We start from the raw sequence: 22,519 nt of genomic DNA on the forward strand, positions 1-22,519 counted from the left end.
GCGACGGTTAGCATCCGCAACACCGATGCGGACGGCGCGATCGTTCTGTCGAAGATCGAATACATTGATAACAGCGGAGAGTCCGTTCGGCGCTATCTCGATGGGCCACGTCGCCTCGATCCACTGGCTTCGACGTCGGTCGTGATCGAGGAAACCGATGCCGCCGGCGGGCTCGGGGCCAATTTCATTATCGAGTGGAGCGCGAACCAGCCGGTGCATGCCCCGGTCGTCGAATCCATCATGATCAGCTCCCAGTCGTCGCTTGGCATCTCCTTCACGAGCCCGGCCCGCGTGCTCAGTGAGCGATCCGAGTAAGCACGGCGAAAGCATTGCGCCCCGACCGAGCGACGAGAGGAGCGCGGGAGGAAGTGCTCTTGAGACGCCCTGACCGAGGGGCGGCAGGCAAACTCTGAGTGACAATCGCCTCGATCGGGACCATAGACGGATCCCGCGGCAGCAGCTTTCATTGCAGAGGTGATCACATTTTCCATAAACTGATGGGGCCGCATGTTTTTCTACGAAGTCAACCTGACCGTGACGTCCGACATCATCAACGAGTACGCCGCGTGGCTTCGTGAGCACGTGCGCGAGATGCTCGAGATTGACGGGTTCGAGGCGGCGGCCTGGTATGAGCGGAGCGACGATGCGGAAACCATCCCGGACGGAGATGACGTGCAGGGGACGCGCTACTGGACGATCCAGTATCAGGTGCGCGACCGGGAGGCGTTGCAGGCCTACTTCGACGATCATGCCGAAGCGATGCGCGCGTCCGGTGCCAAATACGCCGATGACGTGGAGGTGACCCGTCGGATTCTGCAACAGCGCAGCATCTTTCACGGCAAGCGCGGTGAAGATACGGGTCCGATGTAGGGCCGATGCGCGTCGGACGTCGTATCGTCGCCCTTCTGGATACGGGATCGTGATCCGCCATGACCGACTCAAGATTCCCTGCGTCGCAGGCAGACGTGTCGACCGAGGGGCATAGGGTGGTACGCGAGCACCTGAATGCGTTCACCGATCGCCACGCCGTCCGGATCCTGCTTGCCTGCGAGTCCGGGAGCCGGGCATGGGGTTTTGCGTCGCCCGACTCCGACTACGATGTGCGGGTCGTGTACGTCCATGACCTGGACTGGTACCTGTCGATCGACCTCGAGCGCCGACCGGACGCGATCGACCCGGAAATCGTGCAGACGCCGGCCGGGGAGGTGGACCTGCACGCGTGGGATGTGCGCAAAGCGCTCCGCCTGTTTCACGCCAGCAACCCGTCGCTGCTGGAGTGGCTCCAGTCGCCGATCGTCTACCGGGAGGATGCCGGACGGATGGACCGATGGCGTGGGCTTATCGCGGAGGTGTACCGCCCCGCGGCTGCCGGGTATCACCACCTGTACATGGCCCGGAAAAACGCGAAGCGGTACCTGGACAACGAGGGTGGGGTGCCGATGAAGGCATACCTGTACGTGCTCCGATCCCTTCTGGCGATCCGGTGGGTCGAGTCGACGAACGATCCCGTGCCGGTTCGATTTGCCCGACTTGTTGACGCCGGTGTTCAGGATGGACGTCTCCGCGATGCCGTCGCCCGACTCACGGCCCGGAAGCAGCAACGCGGAGAAGCCGGGCGGATCGAGCGGATGCCTACACTGGACGCATTCATCCGGGAGGAACTCGACCGACATTCCGACGCGCGCTTCGCGTCGGAGGAGCAGCGACCAGATCGAGACGTCCTGAACCGCCTGTTTCGTGAGATCGTCACGGCCGGACCCGGCGATTAGCGTCACATGAAGTGCCCGGTCCGGACCCAACCGGGGGTGTGGATTCACCGAATGCATGGCGCCGGTTCACGGCATCGTCAACGCCGGAGCGGCGAATGTGGGATCTTGCGCGTTGGGTTTGGGTGTGATACGACCCGTGACATTGTGGCAGGGTACCCGCCCGCGCCCGTCGCGCATCGATGAAGTACGCGAATGGATCGACCCCCTCTATGGACCGCGCCTCAATTCAGGAACGCTTCGGCATCGTCGGAGACTCCGATGCCATCAAGAATGTGATCGACCGGGCTCGCCAGGTGGCGAAAACGGACATCACGGTGCTGCTTCAGGGGGAGAGCGGTGCCGGTAAAGAGCTGATCGCCCAGGTCCTGCACGAGCTCAGTATGCGGCGGCACGAGCCCATAGTGGTCGTCAACTGCGGGGCGATTCCCGAGGGCCTGATCGAGAGCGAACTGTTCGGTGCGGAAAAGGGGGCGTACACGGGGGCGGTGCAGAAGCGCGTCGGGTACTTCGAGGAGGCCGACGGGTCCACCATTTTCCTGGACGAGATCGGAGAGATGCCTCAGGAGGCGCAGGTCCGCCTGCTGCGCGTCCTGGAAACCGGCAAATTCAGTCGCGTCGGCTCCTCGCAGCAGATCGAATCGGACGTGCGTGTCGTTGCCGCGACGAACAAGAATCTGATGCAGGAGGTGAAGGCAGGGCGGTTCCGGAAGGACCTGTACTACCGGCTGAGCACCGTCCTGATCGACATTCCTCCGCTGCGCGATCGCCGGGAGGATATTATGCCCATCTTCGAGACCTTTCTGCACCGATTCGCGACGGAGTACAACTCGCCAATGAAGAAGCTGACGGAGGACGCGCAGGAGTTACTGGCCGAGTACAACTGGCCCGGCAATGTCCGTGAGCTACGCAACGTGGCCGAGCAGGTCGTGGTGCTTCTGCGAAACGACGAAGTCACGATCGACGATATTCGACCGCTGCTCCGCGATCTAGATGAGTTCAACGACGACGCCGGTGCCGCGTCGACGAGCCTGATGCGGGTCGAGCCTGATCCGTCCGGGAGCCGGCAGCAACGGAGTCAGGCATCGCAGGGCGACGGATCGGGGATCCGGGAACGCGAGCTTCTCTACCGCGCCATCCTTGAGATGCGGATGGAAATGAGCGAGATGAAGGACCAGATCCGTACGCTCGTCTCCAATATCGGCGTCGTCGTGCCCCGCGACGTGGTCGAACGCAGCGACTTCCCGGGCGCGTACGATGATTTCGTCGTGGTCCGCGATTCGAACGTTACCGACCGGGATCCGTCGGGCGGGACGAAGCCGGCGGATTTTGCCGGTGAGGTCGGCTCTCGGATCAAGGATGTGGCGTATGAGGTCGACGACGGGCCGGGCACGCGTCCCTCCCCCTCGGGGGAGCCGGCACACGAGGCGGACGCCGGCACGAACGGCGCCGCGGCCGAATCGGCCGCCGAGGAGCCCGAACCCGACGAGATTCCGACGCTGGAAGAAGCTGAACGCGAACTCATCACGCAGGCGCTGAAACGTTTCGACGGCAATCGCCGCAAGACCTCACGGGCGCTCGGGATCAGCGAGCGGACGCTCTACCGGAAACTGAAAGACATCGATGAGGACCTGTAGGGAATTGGGAATGATGAATGATGAATTGCGAAGTGTGAAGGGCGAACTTCGAAGTGTGAAGGGCGAATTTCGAATTGGGAGGTTCGAGTTGCGAAGTGGCGCATCGTTGATCAGACGGTACACGGATTTTTCCGAACCATGATGCAGCAGGCAGTTCGATTTTGGGTGGTCCTTTTGGCGGCGATGCTGTGCGGGGTTGTCGCAGCCGGCGGGTGTAGCTTTTACGGGTTTCAGGCAGGTAGCATTCCGTCGAATCTGAATACGATCGCCGTGCCGCTGGTGCAGGACAACAGCATCAGCCCGGTGACGACGCTCGACCGCGACCTCACCCGCTTCTTTACCGACCGGTTTGTGAATCGAACGCGTCTGCGTTTGACGAACAACGAGGCGGACGCCGATGCGCTGTTGAGTGCGACGATTACCAGTTACAGCAGCGAGCCCACGACGGTCGGTGATGACGATCGGGCCAGCGCGAACCAGGTTACGGTCCGCGTTTCCGTTCAGTACGTCGACCAGACCAAGCAGCCGACGGAGGCGATGCTGGATCGGGAGTTCAGCGCCTCGTCGAACTACGATCCGGTGACGCAGGGCGTGGAAGGGGAGGAGACCGCCGCGCAGGATGCCCTGGAGCAGATCGCCGACGACGTCTTCAGCGCCGCCACGTCGAACTGGTAGGTTTGTGAGAGAGTGGGAATGGGGAAAAAGTGAGAGGGAGAAAGGGGGGGCAACAAGTCAGATATCGCCCTTAAAAAGTGCCTGGTGCGCTCTGTGGGCATTACATCCGGACTTCAGCCATATCGCATCCGGCTGGCATTGCTCGGAAGTTGGAGGTGAATGGCGGAGCGCTGTTCTCAATGGCGCGTGGTGTTGTCGACTGAGTCGTGTTTGGAGACCAATCCAATCAACCAATTACGACCGACGACGGACAAAACCTCCCCGACCGCCACCTGACGGCGAGTTCATTTATCTGCCCACCGTTCGGGGGCGACGCCAATTGTTTTTACTCCAGTGGAGCGTTTCCTGAAGCTGCCCGTTATCGGGCGGATTGATTCTTCTGTCTTTTATCGTGCGGCAATGCCGCGATTTTCTGCCAGATTTCTGTTCAGTCGTTCACGCGTAGCGACGTTCAGACCAGTGACTGCGTACACGCAGTGCCCTGTTGAGCGCGACACGGCTCCGTCTGGCCCCAGTCCGAACAGCCCAGGCAGGCGTCCGCTATGGACGAATCGATTTGCCCGTCATCGCGGCATAGTCGGCCAGTTCTCCTTGCGATACCGGAGCAAACGGTCTAATCGAGCGTCATGTGATGACCCTGCGCGCTATCCAGAGCGGCACTCCAGGTGCTATGCCCAGGATCGCCTGAAAGCACAGCACACTCTCGGTCCCCCCTTTTCCGCACTCCCAAACCCCAAACCTCACACCCCAAACCCCACTAATACATCGCGTTGCTTCGGATTTCGGCGTGTTGTTTCATGAAGTCGACCATGTTCGGCGCGTACTCGGGGAGGCGCGGGCAGCGGATGTCGCTTCCCTTGAGGGCCTTCTGGATGCCGGATGTGTCGTAGTGGGCCGGGTGGTCGAAGTAGTCGATGAGTTCGGGGGAGATGCCGAGTGCGCGACCGACGCCGGTGCTCATGAGGGCTCGCGCGACGCCTGGAGGGATCGGAACGTACGCCACCTTCATGTTGAGGAGCTTCGTAAACGTCTCCATCACGCCCTGCGTGGTGAGGGGATTCGGGTCGGTCAGGTGGAACGTTTGCCCGATGTTCTCCTCCTGGTTTGAGAGGTAGGTCATTGCGTCGATCACGTAGTCGACCGGGACCAGGTTGACCTCCCGCGTGCCGCTCCCGATCCGCGTCATGAGCGTGACCGGTGGCAGCTTCTGGAGGGCTTTGAGGATGAAGTAGGGGCCGTCGAACTTGGCCGTCTCGCCGGTTTCGGAGTCGCCTACCACGACCGCCGGACGAAAGACCATCGTCGGCACAACGTCCATTCGCCCCTGCACGATGACCTCCGCGTGGTACTTCGTTTCCTCGTAGAAATTCTTAAAGCCGGCATCGTGCACGAGCTCGTCTTCCCGGATGGTGCCGGTTCGTTTCCCGGACACGTATGCCGTGCTGATGTAGCCGAAGACGTCGAGGTGAGGCGCCTGCTCGAGCAGGTCGACCACGTGCCGGGTGCCGTCGACGTTAATCTTCCAGCCGATCTCGCGGGGAATGGAGAGGTCGTAGACCGCGGCCAGATGAAAGGCACGCGTGATCTTCTCCGCGATCTCGTCGTGGCGCTCGCCGAGGCCGAGGTCCGGCTTGGTGATGTCGCCGTGGAGCAGTTCCGCACGGTCGGACAGCCCCAGCTCGTTCAAGACGCTCCGGGCGCGGGTGTCAAACTTTGGCTGAATGAGAAGCAGGAACGAGCTGTCGGGGTGCTGTTCGGCCAACGATCGGACAAAGCGGGTTCCGAGAAAGCCGGGGAAGCCGGTCAGAAAAATCATGGAGATCGACGGCGTGCGAGGCGGACAATGATACGAAGTTGTCGTTAAGGTAAGCGCTTCCGGCCCGTGGCGCAAGGCGTTCCGCCGAAAAAATTAACAGTGTTAACCCGTCCGTGGGTTGTAGAATACCTGAGCGACCCCGGACATGGCAGTCATGACATACTGGTTTTTCACGAGAAAGAACCAACGAGGCAGGTCGGCGGTTGAGTCCGTCGGTGCCGGCAGGTGCGTTGCCGGCCTGCATCCTCCCTTCTGTTCCTGTATTTCTGGATGGCCGACGCCCACTCTACATCTGGTTCGACGCCCCGGTCCTCGCCGGCCCCGGGCTCCGCATCGTCAGAGGATGCATCCGAGGATAGCATTCCGTCGGCGCTCCGCGAGCCCATTTCCGGTGACGGGATGAGTGACGAGTCGGGCGGGGACGAGGCAGGTGGGGCAACGCCTGCAACGAAGAAGAAATCGCCGCTCGCGGACTTCGACCCGCTGGCGCCGTACCGCGGGGCGGTCCGACGGTTCTTCACCGTCTACCGGCATGTGGCGGGCCTTCTTATGGGGGGACATCTCGCCTACGTGCGCTCGCTCCCTGACCGTCAGAAGAAGCGACTGCGCTCCCCCGGCCGGCGACTGCTCGCCTTTCTGCTGCGCCCGTTCGTCAAGCGCGACCTGCGAGACAAGCCGTTCCCTGTTCAGCTTCGGCGCCGCCTCGAGATCCTCGGGCCGACGTTCACGAAGCTCGGCCAGATCATGGCAATCCGTGAGGATCTGCTGCCGGACGTCATCACCCGGGAGCTTGAGAGCCTGATGGATCACCTGCCGGCGATCCCCTACGAGCAGGTACGAGCCATCATCGAGCGCGATCTGGAAACACCGGTCGATGCTCTCTTCCGGACGATCGATGAGGAGCCCCTCGGGTCCGCTTCTATCGCGCAGGCGCACCGGGCGGTGACGCGGGACGGGGACGAGGTCGTCGTTAAGGTGATCAAGCCCGGCATCCGGGACGTGATCACGTCGGATCTGAAGCTGCTGGAATTTTTCGGCGTGTTCCTGCAGTGGATTCTCCCGCGGTACCAGCCAGCCCAGATCATTGAGGAGTTCAGCGCCTACACCCGGCGCGAGGTCGACTACACGTACGAGGCCGACAATGCGGAGGTCTTCGCGGCCAACTTTCAGGACACGCCGGGCATCGTCTTTCCCGACATTTACCGCAGCCTGAGCTCCGATGATGTACTGACGATGGAGTTTCTGGACGGGATTCGGCCCGGCTCCGAAGCCTCGCTGGCGCTGAGCGAAGAGGAGCGGCAGCGCGTGATCGACCTCGGCGCGGCGTCCGTTATTCGGATGCTGTACGACGACGGCTTCTTTCACGCGGACCTGCACGCCGGCAACCTGAAAATCATGCCGGGCGATCGCCCGAAGGACCTGAAGATCGGCTTCATCGACCTTGGCATGGTCGGGCGTTTCAACTCGAAGCTGAAGCGCCGCATGCTGTATTACTACTACGCGCTGGTACGGGGCGACGTGGAGAATGCGGCGCGTCACCTGCTCGACATGGCACGGGTCGGGGAAAACGGCGACCCGCAGGGGTTTCAGCGGGCCGTTGCGGACATGGCGCGGCACTTCCTGATGCGCAGCCAGCAGGGCGAGATCAGCTTCGCTCAGGTCATCCTTCAGTCGCTGAGTCTCGGCGGGCGATACCACGTCTTCTTCCCTGTCGAAATGACGCTCATGGTGAAGGCACTGGTCACGTACGAGGGCGTCGGGCGCACGCTGGACCCGGACCTGGACGTGGTGTCGGTTTCCCGCCGGCACGTCCAGGCCATCTTCCGCGAGCGATTCGATCCGCGCGCTCTCGGGCGAGAGCTCGTGAGCAACGCGCCCGAGTTCATCGACGTGATGATGCAGTTGCCGCAGTTGATGTCGCAGGGCGCGTCGTTCGTCGATGAGCGGCTGAACAGGCGACCGTCGTCCGATGATCAGATCCAAGGTTTGCGGAGTGGAATCATCGCGGGCTCGTGCATCGTGGGCGGCGTCATGGCCGTGGTTCAGGGCGGTCCGCTGTGGCTGTCGATCCCGCTTTTCGTGATCGGCGGTATCCTGGCACTGTTTGCCAGGTAAGGCGCCGATCCGCGCCGGGCCCCGTACAACGAATCGTGCAGGGGAAAGAGAACCCGTGCTTGATCCCTCGATAGGGCGCCCCGGATCGCGTATGCTCCTGTCGGAGCACGCTGCCTTTCGCGCTTGGGCCTTTCGCCTGTCGTGAGACACGGATTGCTGGCATCCGCGGGTTCGTTGATGTACGTTGCAGGACGATGCCGCACACTCTCAATTCTCGGTTCGCGTCTTCGAACGTTCCCGTGCCATGGCTCGATCTCGCTTCTCGCTGGACGTGTCGATTGATGCAGAGGACCTGCATGGCCTGTTCGAGGCTCATGCGACGTCCGCGCGCACTCCCTCGGCGCAGGCCGAGTCCGCGACTGACAACGCCCGGACCGATGCGGAGGACGACGCCACCCCCGGCGCACGAAGTGAGCCGCATGACCCGATCGATTGGACATACCTCTACCGGCTCGCGGAGGATGGACCGATGTACGACATCATCGACCACTACTTCCGCGCCCGGATCATCGGTCAGGAAAAGCTGCCGTCGGACGGGCCCCTCGTGGTCGCGCCGAATCACAGCGGCAACGCGTTTCCGCACGACGCCATTGTACTGGATGCGCTTCTCTGGCGCGAAGACGGTCTGACGAAGGAAAGCAAGTTCCGGTCGGTCTACACCCCGCAACTGGCGGCCACGTGGTGGATGCGGCCGTTCGATATGGACAACTGGTGGCGCCGGGTCGGCGGCGTCGACATGACGGTGGGGAATTTCGATCGGTTGCTCGATCGGGGCGACCGGTTGATTTACTACCCCGAAGGCGTTCCGGGGATTGCGAAAGGGTTTCTTCGCCGCTATCAACTTCAGCCGTTTTCGCGGAGCTTCGTGCTGATGGCGGCCCGGCACGACGCGCCCGTGTACCCAATGAGCATCGTGAACGCGGAGTGGGTGAATCCCACCAGCATCACGTTTGAAACCGTGGATGCGTGGTGCCGGAAGTATCTCGGCATCCCCTTCCTCCCCGTCCCGATCGCACCTCTGGCGGCGCTGCTGCCGTTTATCTTCTACCTGGCGTTTCCGTGCCAGATGACGTTCGTCGTGCAGGAGCCAATCAACGTTCGCAAGATGCTGCGAGACGCGGGGTGCACGGATCTCGACGACCCGGATCGCCGGGAGCTGGCGCGGGTTGCGGAGGACATCCGTCGGCGGTGCCAGTCGATGCTGGACGCCGCGGTCGACACGTACGGGGGGAAGCCGTACGACCTTCATAGTCTGATGGACCATCTCCGCCGTCTGGGCCGCGACGCAATTGGTGCGACGCCGCTGGGCTGGCCGGTATCGTACGCCCATCACGAGCGGAACGTGCGTCGTGATCGGGAAGTGCACGGATGGCGAGGACTGTACACGGACCTCGATCTCGCCGCCTGGTACCTTCCCTTCGGATGGCTCGCCGTTGCGCTCCTACGGGAACTCCGACGGCCGCCGTGCGGGTACCTCGGTTTGCCGGAGGACGACCGGCGGGCAATGGAGGGGTCGTATCGGTGGTCCCTAAAAGACGATCCCCTGCCGGAGCGCTCCTTCTCGTGACGCGTGGCGAGAGATCGGCATGCTCTTCCACGACGGCCCCGCTGCAAAACGAAAACGCACCGGCCACGGTGGACCGGTGCGTCTCAGGGCGGATCGAAAGGGGAATGGCAATCGAGGGGTCAGGCCGCGGCCTGAATCTGGTCGATCATTGCGTCCAGGCGATCGAGGACGCGGTCCGTTTCCTGGAATACCTCTCTGGGCGACGATGCTTTTCCATGTCCATTGACCGGTAGGGATCCCGGCTCCGGGTCGAACACCGAGCGGGACGAATCCTGCAGCCCTTCAACGTTCAGGCGCAGACCATGACGCTCCAGCTTCGGGGCGATTTCGTCGGCACGGCGCAAGAGGTGCTTCCGCGTTGCCTGGTACGCGTGCTCGCAGACGTCCTGGCGATTCTGGAAGCTGAAAATGTTGGAGAAGAACAGGCTGGTGTCGTCGCATTCGGGCTCGATCAGCACAAGGTCGGCGTTCGGATGCGTGTGCTCGTATTTCTTGAATCCAGTCCGCTTGCGCGAGTCGACGATGGCGCGGAACGTCTGAGAGAGCACCGACGGCAGTCCGTGTTCGACGAGGCTTCCTCCGTCGTGCTGGAGGAGCCGGTCCGCATGCTGCTTCAGTTGAATGTTGACCGGAACGATCGGGTTAATGCAGAAGAGCAGGTCGGCGCCTTCATCAAGCGCCACGCTGGCGTGGACGGTCCGTCGGGCGACGCCGTCGATGTAGTATTGCCCGTCGATTTCCACCGGGCAGTAGAGGCCGGGGAGGGCAGTAGAGGCCTGGATGGCCTTCGAGATCGGCACGTGATCGAGGCCCGGCGTACCGAAGACAGCGATATCCGCGGTGTCCAGGTTCATCGCGACGACGAACAACCGCGCCTGAAGTTGACGGAAGTCGTTGGTGCGTCCGCCTTCTGAGAACGCCTCTTCGAGAAAGGCGCCGAGGCCGGAATTGTCGAAGATGCCGGTCGGGACGAGCGAGCCGAGCGTCGACACCAGGCCCAGGAGCGAGAGATCCCCTGGATTGCAGGCATAGTGCCGCAGTGTCCGGAAGAGCGCACCGGGTAGCTTCTTGATGCGGCCGGCGTACTCGCTCAGCGCTGGGTGAAAGAGCACTTCCGGTTCTACGTTGAGCGACGGGTCCGACGCGTTGGACACGATCGCGCGACTCAACTCGTAGGTCGGAACCCCGTTGGCGAGGAACGAACCGATCAGGGCACCCGAGCTGACGCCGACGTACATGTCGAGATTGTGCAGCGAGGCACCGTCTACAGCTTCGTCGAGCGCGCGCAGGGCGCCGACCTCATAAATGGCTCCTTCCACAACCCCGCCGGCACAGGCGAGTCCGATGCGGGGCGCGGTGGACGTTCCGTTGCGTCTCATGCGATCAACCTCATTGAATCTCCATGATGGACCATGCGCCGTATCCATTTGGATTGAAAGCGGTTCCAATCGCCGTTCCTTTGTAACAGGCTCGAAGGCGTTGGTGCCGCCGGCCCGGGAAAAAATCTCCGCTTCCGGCAAGTGCTGTCTCCGAACGCGGAATAAAATGGGAGCTGTCAGGCCAGGATACGATCCCGGCGGTGCAGGCGATTGCGCTTCCGGCTACATCCGCCCGGTGCAAAAAGGGTTCCATACGGTAGGCTGCGCGACCGGGGAGCCGGGCCGGTGAGGCGACCCGACTCCCGCGTGATGCCGCGCGGGGAACGGTCAGGACGGGTGGGTGGCGAACCGGGCCGCCACGGGCTTACGCGTCCGGATCTATATTCTTATTCTCTTTCAGCGCCTTCGTCAGAGCATCTACCTTCTGCGTCAGGCGGCCCACCTGCCCTTCCAGCTTGTCGAGCTCGGAGCGGGTGGCGACGCCGAAGCGATCCAGCGCGCGATCGACCGTGTTGAAAATGTACTCGCGGGCGCCTTCGCTGGCATCCTCTACTTCAGAGATGGCTTCGTCGCGCTGCTTGGACGCCGTACTGATGGCGCTCTCGATCTGCTTGCGGCCTTTGGACTCGTAGTCCTTGCCGCGCTCGACCAGCGTGTTGAAGGCTTTCGATCCTTCTTCTTCTACGGTGGCGAGGGCGCCGAGACCGGCGAGCCATACGTCGCGTCCGCGGCGGGTCAGTTCTTCCTGCAGGGTGGGGCGTTCGGTCTTTGTGCTCATGGTAGGTCGGGTATTGGGAAACAGAGCGATCTGGGTGTGATGACGGCCGTGTATCAGGACGTCACGCCAGGGGCATCGGCATTTTCTTCGACCGACGATTCATCGGGCGGCGTCTCTGAATTGGCATTCAGGGTCACCGCGTCGTGGTCCTCCAGATCGCCGAGCAGCGTGGCAAGTTGTTGCTCGAGCGACTGGAGCTGTCCGCGCAGTTCCTCCAGCTCTTCCGCGTGGGGGCCCTGTACGAGCCGCCGGAGGCGACCGAAGGAGCTCTGAACGAGGTCGTCCACCGTGGAACGAAGTTGCTCAAAGCCCACGTCGATGGCTTCCTCGCTTCGGCGCAACAACTGATGGAGAATATCGGACGGAATGGCGTGCGTCCCGCGTTTTCCTTCCTCCAGAATGATCTGCGTCAGGGTTTGCGCGGTCAGATCACGACCGGTCGCGTTATCCACAACCTGGACGGTGTCGCCGCTGCGTACCAAATTTGCGATATCGCTGAGGGACACGTATTCGCTTGCTTCTGTGTCGTAGAGCTTCCGGTTCTCGTACCGCTTGATCAATCGCGCCATGGGGGCCAGCCGCCTGGGCAGGAGGAAGTTATAACGCATTGCGTCATCATTCACTCTTTATGACGCACTGCGTAATCGATTGATCCCGATTGGGTCGATCAACCGGTGCGGTCCGGCCTTCCGATCCGGGTCGAAATCCACCGGTTTCGCAACCATCGGCGGGGCTGAGTGTTGGCATGTCCGCTGCCTCGTGCCGAGAATAGTGGGTATACTGCCCGATGCCGGGGATGCGACGGACTCCTGTTTTCTTCTTTTTGCCCGTGTTTATGAATGACCACCGTTCACTGACGCCTGCCGAAAACGACCTGATTGAGGAGTTCGGCAATATTTACGAGTCGTACGGATTGAAGCGCCTCCAGGGGCTGATTGTGGGACTGCTGTTGACGCAGGACGAGCCGGTTTCGCTGGACGACATGGTGGAGCTGCTCGGTCACTCCAAGGGGCCGATTTCCATCGCTGTTCGCCGGATTGACGACATCGGACTGGCGAAGAAGGTGAACGGGCCGGTGAACCGGCGCAACTACTACACGGCGCACCCGGACCTCTTCCTGAACAACTTCAAGTTTAACATGGCGACGGTCCAGAAGAACCGGGAGCTGGCCGAGCGCTTCCTGTCGCGGATTCGAACGGAAGGGGCCGGCGGTCGGGAGGAAACGGTCCGCAATCTGGAGCACATGAAAGCCTTCTACCGCCTCATGGAGTCGTTCTACCAGGACTTCGCCGAGCGGTGGATGGAGATTAAGCAGAAGCGCCTGCAGGAGGAGAACGCGTAGACGGTCCGGATGCAGCGGACCGTGTTCAGAGCGGTACGGGATACCTTCGGAGCAGCGAGACCACTCCGAACCGGTCTTCAATTGGTCTTACGGTGCGGTCGGGCAGACCTGCCGGGGACGACAATCCGGTTGCTCGACTGCTCATCATTTCCATTTTTTCGCCTGTCCTCAGATGTTTGGCGCCGGGAGGTGGCGTCTGCTTCGATCGGGCCGGTTGGCAGGACAGGTGGCCGTTCCTCGATCAGCCGTGACGTGCTGAGATTCTTCATTTCATAGGGTACGGCGGGGCGAACAGCATTCAGGGTGGCGTTCGGGCCTTCTCGGGATCTGCCGAAAACGTTGATGATTCCTTGACATTGTCGGAAGCGCTTTCTATCGTCCGTGTAACGTTTGGTAAATTACAAACGATCAAAACTGTAGGGCACAGGCCTGGCGAGGTGTGATCGGGTGAAGATGCACGCCGATCGTTCTCAGCCGAGGACTGTGGACCGACGATCCACCGTTTGAAACATTCCAAATGTTAGAAATTGCGGTTCCCGTTGTTTGGCGCGGGGCCGTTGCCCGTCGTCATACCCAAGCGGACAATTCAAGGAGGCTCGCCATGATTCGCCAGAACCCCCTGTTATGGTTCATCGTCGTTTGTGTCCTGTGTCTATTCGGCACGTCGGACGCCCTTGCGCAGGAGAGCGCAGCATCGGACGGCTCCATCTCCGGAATGGTGCTCGATACCGAGACGGAGGAGCCGCTCGTCGGGGCCAACGTCGTCATTGAGGGTCTGCAGCGCGGGACCAGCACGGATGCGGACGGCAACTACCGTCTCGAGGAGGTGCCGGCCGGGGATCACACGCTCATTGTGACGTTCATCGGTTACGAGAGGCGGGAGCAGGACGTGTCCGTCGTGGCCGGGGAGGAGACGGTAATGGATGTCGTGCTGACGCCCCGCACCTTCGTGGGTGACGAAGTCGTCGTGACCGGATCGAAGCGCCCGGAGAAGCTACTCGACGCCCCGGTCCAGATCGAGGCCATCAGCGCCGATGAGCTCGACGTCTCGGGCGGCGGCACCTATCTGTCGGCGCTGTCCAACATCAAAGGCGTCGACTTCGTGAACGTCGGCATCAACGGCCAGGGCATCTCGGCGCGCGGGTTCAACAACCACTTCAACACCCGCATGCTGCAGATGAAGGACGGCCGCGTGGCGCAGCTGCCCGGCACCGGTCTTCCGCAGGGCAACTTCCTGCCGACCTCCGAGCTGGACGTGAAGGCCATTGAGGTCGTCGTCGGCCCGGCCTCGGCGCTCTACGGACCGAACGCGCACACCGGCGTAGTCAACGTGATCACCAAGAATCCGTGGGATCAGTCGGGGGTGGCGCTCAACGTTCGGGGCGGGCAGCAAAGCCTGCTCGACATGAATGGCCGGCTGGCCGGCACCTTTGGAGACAGCCAGTTCGGCTGGAAAGCGACCGGACAGTACATGTCGGCAAACGACTTCACGCCGCCGAGCGGGGGACCCAACGCCGCTGCGTCGGACTCCACGCACTTTTACACGCCCGTATTCAACGAGAGCGAGCTGGTGGGCGACTACGACATCGAGTCGATTCGTGCGGAGGGAAGTCTCTACTACCGGTTCGGTGACGACTGGCAGGCCAACTTCGCGTACGGCTTCTCGGAGAACGACAATTTTGGCCTGACCAACAACGGCCGCAATCACATCCGCGACTGGCAGGTGCAGTATCAGAACCTGCAGGTGAGCAATGAGCACGTGTTTGCGCAGGTCACGCACACCTCGAACGACGCCGGCGACACGTACCAGATCAACGGTGTTGCGTCAGCGGCAACAACGGTATACCTGGAGGCGCTGGGTAGTGGTGCGACCGATGCTCAGGCCCGCCAAACCGCACTGAATCAGCTTCCCGCGCTCCGGGAGGCGAATAAGTTCGTGGATCGCGGCGAACTGTGGGACTCGGAAATTCAGTATCGCAACACCATCGGGATCGGCAACGGCTCACTTGACGTCGTCACCGGCGCCCAGGCTCGTCGCTACCTACCGGACTCCGACGGAACGTTCCTCGCCGATGCAGTAGGGCGCGACATTGACGCCACGGAAGTCGGTGGCTACTTGCAAGCTGACTACCGGCCCAATGACGCTCTTCGGATCAACGGTGCCGTTCGCGTGGACAACCACAGCGAGTACGACACGCAGATTAGTCCGAAAGCCGCGGTCGTTTACAGCGTCTTTCCCAACCAGAACGTGCGCGTCGGCTACAACCGCGCGTTTAAGAGCCCGACCGTGCTTGAGGGCAATCTGTTCATTCCGATCCCCGTGCCGCCGGGCAACGGAATCCCGCCGGGATACGTCGTTAACGCGATCGGCAACTACACCGGCTTCGAAATTCGAGACGGCGACGGCAACGTGATTCGGGAGATCAGCGCGCTCAGCCCGGAAGAGGTGAACTCGATCGAGATCGGATACAAGGGCGTGTTCGGCAAGAACGTCTTCGTGGACATCGTCGCGTACCACTCGTGGTACAACAACTTCATTAGCCCGCTTCAGGCGGTGGCGAATGGCTTCACCGAGATCCCGTTCTACGCCGACGGCACCCCCGTCAATGCACCGGGCGATGACGACGTGTTCAACGGTTTGAACACCTACGTTAACTTCGGGGAGGCGCGCGTCCAGGGATTAGACGCCGGGATCGACGTGTACTTCAACGAGCATTTCAACGTGTCCGGTAACGTCTCCTTGATCGAGTTGGCCGACTTCGAGGAAGGCGATGAGGGCACCAACCCGCTCCTTCTGAACGTGCCGACCACAAAAGCAAAGGGCTCTGCGACGGTGCGGGATCTCGGGTTCGAGGGCTGGTTCCTTAGCGCGTCGGGACGCTGGAACGCGGCGTATGAGTTCGCGTCCGGCACCCACTGGGTCAGCAGCCGCTTCTACGACGACGGCGAGATCCCGGGTCGCTTCTCGATGGGGCTCACAGCGGGCTACACGGTGCCGCAGACCGGCGTGCAGGTGAAGGCCAGCGTTTCGAACCTGTTCGATACGGAAACGCCGGATGTGCTCGGCGCGCCGGTGACGGGTCGCCTCTTCTGGATGTCGGCCACCTACACGTTCGACGGCCTCAACTTCTAATTGCACCTGGGTCCGGTAGACGGCTTTGTGGGCAGACCGGTCGGTGCTCTGGTGCCGACCGGCGCTCGCCGCTCCGACGGTCCGGGTGTTTCGTTTTCCATCGCAACCCCTTCCATTGCCCAGTCCTTCTTTCTCCATGAGCGATTCTCACGGCCGCCTGAATGATCGGACCGCCATCATTACCGGCGCCAGTCGCGGCATCGGCCGAGCGACGGCTCTCCTCTTTGCCGGCGAAGGCGCATCCGTCGTCGTGGCCGACGTGAATACCGATGACGGCACGGAGATCGTCGACCGCATCGAGGCCGACGGTGGCACCGCATCCTTCGTGTCGGTAGACGTTACGGATTCGGAGCAGGTGCAGGCGATGATCGATCACGCCGTCAAGATGTACGGCGGCGTCGACATTCTCGTCAACAATGCGGGGATTACGAAGGATGCCACGCTTAAGAAGATGACGGAGGAGGCGTTCGACCAGGTCGTGGACGTGAACCTGAAGGGCGTATTCAACTGCACGAAAGCCGCGTTACCTGCCCTGACGGACTCCGAGCACGGGCGTGTTCTGAATGCAGCCTCCGTGGTCGGACTCTACGGCAATTTCGGACAGACGAACTACGTCGCCACCAAGTCCGGCGTGATCGGGATGACGAAGACGTGGGCGCGAGAGCTGGGGCGGGACCGGGTGACGGTGAATGCCGTGGCGCCGGGTTTTATCGAAACACCGATGGTTGATACCGTGCCCGACAAGGTGCTGGAGCAGTTGAAAGGACGGACGCCGCTCGGCCGCCTTGGTACGGCAGAAGACATTGCGAACGCCTACCTCTTCCTCGCGAGCGAAGAGGCCTCCTTCATTACCGGCGCTGTGCTCTCCGTCGACGGGGGACTCGTTCTTTGAGAAAGGGGGAGGGGGAGAACGGGGGAGCGGGGGAAATCTCTGCGACTGATCTCGATCCGATCGACAACCCGCAATCGACAACCCGCAATCGACAATCGACAATCCAACATGCAAAGGGCGTCAATCATCGGGACCGGTCTGTATGCACCGGAGCGCGTCGTGCCGAACGAGTATTTCAACGAGCTGTACGGCGAGGATGTCGATAGCTTTCTCCGGGAGCGGCGGAATATCAAGGAGCGGCGGTATGCGGCGGAGGGGCAGGCGACGAGCGACCTCGCCATGGAGGCATCGAAGGCGGCGCTGTCGAATGCCGGGGTGGACGCCGCCGACATCGACCTGATCGTGGTGTCCACGGACACGCCGGACTACCTCTCGCCCTCGACAGCCGCGGTGCTGCAGGATAAGCTCGGCGCGGTGAATGCTGCGACATTCGACATCAACACGGCCTGCGCAGGCTTCGTGACGGCGCTCGACACCGCACGAAAGTTCGTTGAGGCCGATCCCGTCTACGAGCACGTCTTGGTCGTGGGGGCGTACCTCATGAGCCGCTTCATCGACTACGAGCAGAAGAATGTGGCGTCGCTCTTCGCGGACGGGTCGGGCGCGGCCGTGCTGAAGGGTCGTGACGTTGCGGACGACGAGCCGAGCGCTGGCATTCTGGCATCGAAGCTGAAGTCCGAAGGCCAGTACGCAGAGTACATGGGCATTTACACCGGTGGGGCAGCGGCTCCGATTTCGCGAAATGTAGCCGGCGACGGCGCACCGGATCGCACGCAGAAGCTCGAGTTCAGAAAAAAATTCCCGGATGGCTTCAACCCGGATCACTGGAGCCGTCTGGTAAACGAGTTGTGCGACGACATTGGCGTAACGCCGCAGGAGGTGGACCGCTACTTCTTCACGCAGATCAATATCGAGAGCATCCGGGAGACGCTCGACCGGCTCGACCTGCCGGAGGAGAAAGCGCATAACGTGATGGACCGGTTCGGGTACACCGGAAATGCCTGCATCGCGATGGCTCTGGCCGACGCGGATGAGCAGGGCAAGTTGGCGGTCGGCGACCTCGTCTTCCTGATCGCCTCCGGTGGCGGCGCGGCCATTGCCGGCATGGCGCTCCGGTGGGGCGTTTAGGGAAAGGGGGAATGCGGAAAGGGAGAGAAGGAGAAAGGGGGGAGGGGCGTTTTCGAGAAATTGCCTTTCGCACCTCAGCACGTTAACACCTTACCAAGGAGCGTAGCGCGCGCGAAGCGACCATGGGAGAAACGACCTTCGCCTGGATCTTTTTCGGCCTGTACCTCGCCGGCGTGACGAGCGCGGCGGTGATTGGTATCAAGAAGATGACCGGGTTTTCGGCGTTTAGCGTAGGAAGCCGCGAGGTCAGTCCCGTGTGGATTGGTATGTCGCTCGCCGCAAATCTGACGAGTGCGGCAACGTTCGTCATCAATCCCGGGCTGATCTACCTGTACGGCGTGAGCGGTGTGATCGCCTATGCCGTGGCGTTACCCGTCGGCGTGTTCATCGGCCTCATTATCTTCTCGAAAGCCTTTCGGCGCGTCGGGGACGAAGTCACGGCCCTGACGGTCCCGCAGTGGATTGGCGATCGGTTCGGCGACCGTCGCTTGACCATCTTTTTCGCAGTGGCGAGTCTGCTGCAGATTGCGTTTCTGGTGCTCATCACCGTCGGGTTGACGCGCGTCCTCTCCAGCGTGCTGGACGTCCCGATGCTTGTCGCCATGGCCATGACCATCGGCATTCCCCTTGTCTACATCGCCATTGGCGGAGCAAGCGCGCACACGCTCACCAACGCCGCGCAGGCTGGCCTGATGATCGTGGTCGCGGTGATCCTGCTGGGATCGGGGGCCGAGTACTTCGCCGGGGGCATCGGGGGCTTCCTCGACCGACTCGCCGCCGTCGACCCCATGCTCGCCGAGCCCGTCAACCCGGAAAGCCTGCTCTTTCGAGACTGGTTCGAGGTGGTGGCCTGCAACGTTCTGATCGGGATCGCCATCATCAATCAGCCCCACGTCATGTCGAAGGCGCTCTACCTGAAAAGCGAGAAGGACGTCAACACGTACCTGACGACGGGCATTGTCGTGCTGGTGCTGTTCTTTGCCGTGATCCTCGTGGGGCTCTACGCGCGGATCCTGATGCCCGGCGGCGGCATCGAGCCGGATGCGGTCGTACCAACCTACATCGTCGAGGTGTTCTCGCCGCTCGTGCGCTCCGTCATCCTCATCGGGCTCGTAGCAGCCGGTTTCTCCACCATGGAGGGGCTGCTTGTCGCCCTCTCGACGATTTTCTCGAACGACATCTACCGCCCGCTCGCGAAGCGCTCCGGCGACCTGGACGACGAGGCCATCGATGCCCGTGCCGTCCGCTACAGCCGATATTTCCTCGTTGCGCTGGTGCCTGTTGTGGCGCTCATCTCGTACGGGCAGATCGTCAACCCGAACCTGTCGGTCGCGATTCTCGGGCAGAACGGGGTGTATGCCCTTTTCTCGGCGACGTTCGTTCCGATCCTCTTCGGCATTTTCTTTTCGGAACGGATCACGAAAGGCGCGGTGCTGGCAGCGGCGATTACCGCATTGGTGGTGCACTTCGGGATGTACTACGGCGAAATCACAATGTACGCCAACAATCCGGCCGTTCCCGCCACCGCCGCCCTGACCGCCAGCACGCTGGTTGCTGTCGGAGCCATGGCGCTGCGCGGCAAGCCGGCCCCGGCGGTGGATCCGGCAGGCAATGCATAGCAGGGTCGTCGCGGTGTCCCCCGACGCATTCGAAGACGAACAGACAATATCATGATTCGGACCGACTGGCTCGAACGGCACGCGCTTTACACGCCCGATCACCCGGCGCTCGTGTGGGCACCGACCGGCCGGAACTATTCATACGCGGAGTTGCACGCGCGCGCGACTCGTCTGGGGTCGAATCTGCTCCGGCAGCATCGTCTGCACCCCGGCGACCGCGTCGCGGTCCTTGCTGAGAACTCGGTCGAGCATGTGTTGCTCTTCCTGGCCGCGCAGACCGCCGGCCTGGTGCTGGTTCCGCTGAATTATCGTCTTGCACAGCCCGAACTGCAGTACGTCGTATCGGACGCCGAACCCGCGATCCTGTTCGTCGGCTCGGACTACACGGAGGCTGCCAGGGCTCTGGATACGGGGGCGGACCTGCTGCCACTGTCGGAGGCCCGGGACGTGTCCGCCGTCGACGGGGACCTAACGCCGGTGCCGCGAGAGGACCTGCCGGCGCAGCCCGGCCTCGACGATCCCCTCATGATCCTGTATACGTCTGGGACCACGGGGCGTCCGAAAGGAGCCATTATATCGCACGGTATGATCACCTGGAACTCGGTCAATACCGAGATGCGGCTCGACCTGACGTCCCGCGACCGGTCGTTCAACGCGGCGCCGCTCTACCACACGGGCGGGTGGAACGTTTTGCTGACTCCGTTCCTGCATCACGGCGCGACGACCTTCCTCCTGCCGTCCTTCGATCCGGAGGCCGTCCTGCGACTCTGCGACGACAAAGGGCTTTCCATCCTCTGGGGCGTCCCGACGATGCTCAAAATGATGAGCGACCACGAGGCATTCGACGACGTGTCGCTGGACAGCGTCCGATATGCCATCGTCGGCGGCGAAGCCATGCCCGAACCTCTCATTCGCATCTGGCAGGAGAAGGGGGTGCCGATCCGCCAGGGGTTCGGTATGACGGAAGTCGGTGTGAACTGCTTCTCCCTGCCGGAAAAAGACGCCCTCCGAAAGATCGGGTCGATCGGCTTTCCCAATTTCTACATCGATACGCGCGTCGTAGACGAAGACGGCGACGACGTTCCGTCCGGTGAAGCCGGCGAACTCCTGATGCGGGGGCCGGTCGTGACGCCCGGCTACTGGCGCGACCCCGATGCCACGGCGGACGCCATCGATGAGGACGGATGGTTCGCGACGGGCGACCTCGTTCGGGTGGACGACGAAGGGTACTTCTACGTCGTCGGCCGGAAGAAGGAGATGTACATCTCCGGCGGGGAGAACGTCTATCCGGCGGAGGTCGAGGCGGCCATTTACGAACACGAAGCCGTCGGCGAAGCGGCCGTCATCGGTGTGCCGGACGAACGGTGGGGCGAAACAGGTGCGGCCTTCGTCGTCATCAAAGACGGGCACACGCTTTCTGTGGAGGAGTTGCTCGACCACGCGGGCTCGCGACTGGCCCGCTATAAGGTGCCGCGTCATGTCCAGTTTCTCGACGAACTGCCGAAAGGGCACTCCGGCAAAATCCAGAAGAACGAGCTTGCCGACCGATTCACGCCTGCCTGACTCCCGCCATCCCGTTTATCGGACGTTTCCCCGTCTCACCATGATTGCCTTTCTTCTTGCCGTTTCGCTGATGACCCTTCCTGCCTCGTCCGGTGCCGCCGCACCGAACCCGACGCCCGACACCACACATGCCGACACGACGGAGGCGGATACATCGGGGGTATCGCCCCTACCGTACTACCCGGACGACATCCAGAGCACCAGCGTGGAGGGGCGGACAGTTGCCTACGTGGAGCGGCCGGCGGACGGCAGCGAGGGGGCGCCGGTCCTTCTCTTCGTTCACGGGCTGGGCTCCAATCTGTCGCTATGGCGCCACCAGATCGATGCCTTCCCCTCCCATCGCGTGCTGGCCCTCGACCTTCCGGGATTCGGCCTGTCGGATAAAGCCGAGGTCCCGGCCACGATGCCCTTTTTCGCCAAGACCGTCGTGGGGTTTCTTGACGAAATGGGGGTCGAGACGGCAACGTACGTAGGCGCGTCGATGGGTGGGCAGGTGGGGCTGCACGTTGCGCTGGAGCACGGCGACCGCCTCAACCGTCTCGTTCTGATGTCTCCGGCCGGGATCGAGACCTTCTCCGAAAAGGACGCTCAGGCGATTCGCGGGATGATGTCACCGGAAGCCATCATGGCCTCCACCGACGCTCAGGTCCGGCAGAGCGTGGCGCTGAACTTCCACGAGTACACGGACGCGTATGCGTGGCTCGTCGAGCAACGCCACGCATTGTCGGAACGCGACGACTTTGAGAAATACGCGGCGGCGAACGCGCGAGCCGTGTCCGGGATGCTGGATGGAGCGGTTTACGACCGGCTTGGTGAGATCGAGGTGCCGACGTTTGTTCTGTTCGGCGCGGGTGACAAGTTGATTCCGAACCGATTTCTTCATCCCGAGCAGTCGCCCGCAAGCATAGCCGATTCGGCTCGCGCCGCGATGCCGGATGCTCGCGTGGACTTAGTCGAGCAGGCCGGTCATCTCATCATGATCGAGCGGCCGGATCGGTTCGAAGCCCTGCTCCGATCGGCCCTCTCCGCCGACTGATACGGGCCTACCGCCTGATACGGGCCTACCGTATTGCCGGCGATGGAGGGTGCCGGACCGAGTTGTTTCCAGC

18 protein-coding genes are annotated in these 22,519 nt (G+C 62.2%); 14 read left to right on the forward strand and 4 right to left on the reverse strand.

Going from position 1 to position 22,519, the window contains the following annotated elements; genetic code table 11:
- The 5 genes from ACFCU0_RS16140 to lptE form a co-directional block, all read left to right on the forward strand.
- A partial coding sequence (locus ACFCU0_RS16140; RefSeq protein WP_434974714.1) for a DUF3124 domain-containing protein occupies positions 1–315 on the forward strand: 315 nt, incomplete at its 5' end.
- 192 nt (positions 316–507) lie between these two features.
- Positions 508–870: a DUF4286 family protein gene (locus tag ACFCU0_RS16145; protein WP_434974715.1), complete on the forward strand. Its 363-nt coding sequence runs from the start codon at positions 508–510 to the stop codon at positions 868–870.
- Between the two features lie 59 nt (positions 871–929).
- Positions 930–1,769, forward strand: coding sequence for a nucleotidyltransferase domain-containing protein (locus tag ACFCU0_RS16150; protein ID WP_434974716.1), 840 nt, complete (start codon positions 930–932; stop codon positions 1,767–1,769).
- A 209-nt stretch (positions 1,770–1,978) separates the two neighbouring features.
- Positions 1,979–3,403, forward strand: a complete 1,425-nt coding sequence (locus tag ACFCU0_RS16155; protein WP_434974717.1) for a sigma-54 interaction domain-containing protein — start codon at positions 1,979–1,981, stop codon at positions 3,401–3,403.
- A gap of 138 nt (positions 3,404–3,541) precedes the next feature.
- Positions 3,542–4,078 carry an LPS assembly lipoprotein LptE gene (gene lptE, locus ACFCU0_RS16160; RefSeq protein ID WP_434974718.1) on the forward strand — a complete coding sequence of 179 codons (537 nt, stop codon included), beginning with the start codon at positions 3,542–3,544 and terminating at the stop codon, positions 4,076–4,078.
- Positions 4,079–4,835: 757 nt separating this feature from the next.
- Here lptE and ACFCU0_RS16165 read toward each other — a convergent pair.
- The gene (locus tag ACFCU0_RS16165) at positions 4,836–5,894 is read right to left on the reverse strand and encodes an SDR family oxidoreductase (RefSeq protein ID WP_434974719.1); all 1,059 of its coding nucleotides are present in this window, start codon (positions 5,892–5,894) and stop codon (positions 4,836–4,838) included.
- 270 nt (positions 5,895–6,164) lie between these two features.
- On the opposite strand from ACFCU0_RS16165, the gene ACFCU0_RS16170 reads away from it, so the two are divergent.
- On the forward strand, positions 6,165–8,009 hold the full coding sequence (locus ACFCU0_RS16170) for an ABC1 kinase family protein (RefSeq protein WP_434974720.1): 1,845 nt from the start codon (positions 6,165–6,167) through the stop codon (positions 8,007–8,009).
- Between the two features lie 244 nt (positions 8,010–8,253).
- Positions 8,254–9,576 carry a 1-acyl-sn-glycerol-3-phosphate acyltransferase gene (locus ACFCU0_RS16175; RefSeq protein WP_434974721.1) on the forward strand — a complete coding sequence of 441 codons (1,323 nt, stop codon included), beginning with the start codon at positions 8,254–8,256 and terminating at the stop codon, positions 9,574–9,576.
- Positions 9,577–9,695: 119 nt separating this feature from the next.
- Here the strand turns inward: ACFCU0_RS16175 and ACFCU0_RS16180 are convergent, their stop codons facing one another.
- The 3 genes from ACFCU0_RS16180 to ACFCU0_RS16190 all read right to left on the reverse strand — a co-directional run bounded on the left by ACFCU0_RS16180 (position 9,696) and on the right by ACFCU0_RS16190 (position 12,302).
- Complete coding sequence (locus ACFCU0_RS16180; protein WP_434974722.1) at positions 9,696–10,955, reverse strand: patatin-like phospholipase family protein; 1,260 nt, start codon at positions 10,953–10,955, stop codon at positions 9,696–9,698.
- A gap of 364 nt (positions 10,956–11,319) precedes the next feature.
- A complete protein-coding gene (locus tag ACFCU0_RS16185) occupies positions 11,320–11,733 on the reverse strand; it encodes a phasin family protein (protein WP_434974723.1) in 414 nt (137 codons plus the stop codon).
- Positions 11,734–11,786: 53 nt separating this feature from the next.
- Positions 11,787–12,302: a polyhydroxyalkanoate synthesis regulator DNA-binding domain-containing protein gene (locus ACFCU0_RS16190; protein WP_434974724.1), complete on the reverse strand. Its 516-nt coding sequence runs from the start codon at positions 12,300–12,302 to the stop codon at positions 11,787–11,789.
- 266 nt (positions 12,303–12,568) lie between these two features.
- Between ACFCU0_RS16190 and ACFCU0_RS16195 the strand changes: the two genes are divergently transcribed.
- The 7 genes from ACFCU0_RS16195 to ACFCU0_RS16225 all read left to right on the forward strand — a co-directional run bounded on the left by ACFCU0_RS16195 (position 12,569) and on the right by ACFCU0_RS16225 (position 22,446).
- Positions 12,569–13,075 (forward strand): GbsR/MarR family transcriptional regulator, encoded by a 507-nt coding sequence (locus tag ACFCU0_RS16195; RefSeq protein WP_434974725.1) that lies wholly within the window; start codon positions 12,569–12,571, stop codon positions 13,073–13,075.
- Positions 13,076–13,676: 601 nt separating this feature from the next.
- On the forward strand, positions 13,677–16,208 hold the full coding sequence (locus ACFCU0_RS16200) for a TonB-dependent receptor (RefSeq protein WP_434974726.1): 2,532 nt from the start codon (positions 13,677–13,679) through the stop codon (positions 16,206–16,208).
- Positions 16,209–16,344: 136 nt separating this feature from the next.
- The gene (gene fabG, locus ACFCU0_RS16205; protein WP_434974727.1) at positions 16,345–17,100 is read left to right on the forward strand and encodes a 3-oxoacyl-ACP reductase FabG; all 756 of its coding nucleotides are present in this window, start codon (positions 16,345–16,347) and stop codon (positions 17,098–17,100) included.
- A 108-nt stretch (positions 17,101–17,208) separates the two neighbouring features.
- Positions 17,209–18,228, forward strand: a complete 1,020-nt coding sequence (locus tag ACFCU0_RS16210) for a 3-oxoacyl-ACP synthase III family protein (RefSeq protein WP_434974728.1) — start codon at positions 17,209–17,211, stop codon at positions 18,226–18,228.
- Positions 18,229–18,350: 122 nt separating this feature from the next.
- Positions 18,351–19,847 (forward strand): sodium:solute symporter family transporter, encoded by a 1,497-nt coding sequence (locus ACFCU0_RS16215; protein ID WP_434974729.1) that lies wholly within the window; start codon positions 18,351–18,353, stop codon positions 19,845–19,847.
- Positions 19,848–19,898: 51 nt separating this feature from the next.
- Positions 19,899–21,410, forward strand: coding sequence for an acyl-CoA synthetase (locus ACFCU0_RS16220; RefSeq protein ID WP_434974730.1), 1,512 nt, complete (start codon positions 19,899–19,901; stop codon positions 21,408–21,410).
- A 40-nt stretch (positions 21,411–21,450) separates the two neighbouring features.
- Positions 21,451–22,446, forward strand: a complete 996-nt coding sequence (locus ACFCU0_RS16225) for an alpha/beta fold hydrolase (RefSeq protein WP_434974731.1) — start codon at positions 21,451–21,453, stop codon at positions 22,444–22,446.
- Positions 22,447–22,519 lie beyond the last annotated feature (73 nt).

Origin of the sequence: Longibacter sp. (genome assembly GCF_051155795.1) — a bacterium.
Taxonomy (GTDB): domain Bacteria; phylum Bacteroidota; class Rhodothermia; order Rhodothermales; family Salinibacteraceae; genus Longibacter.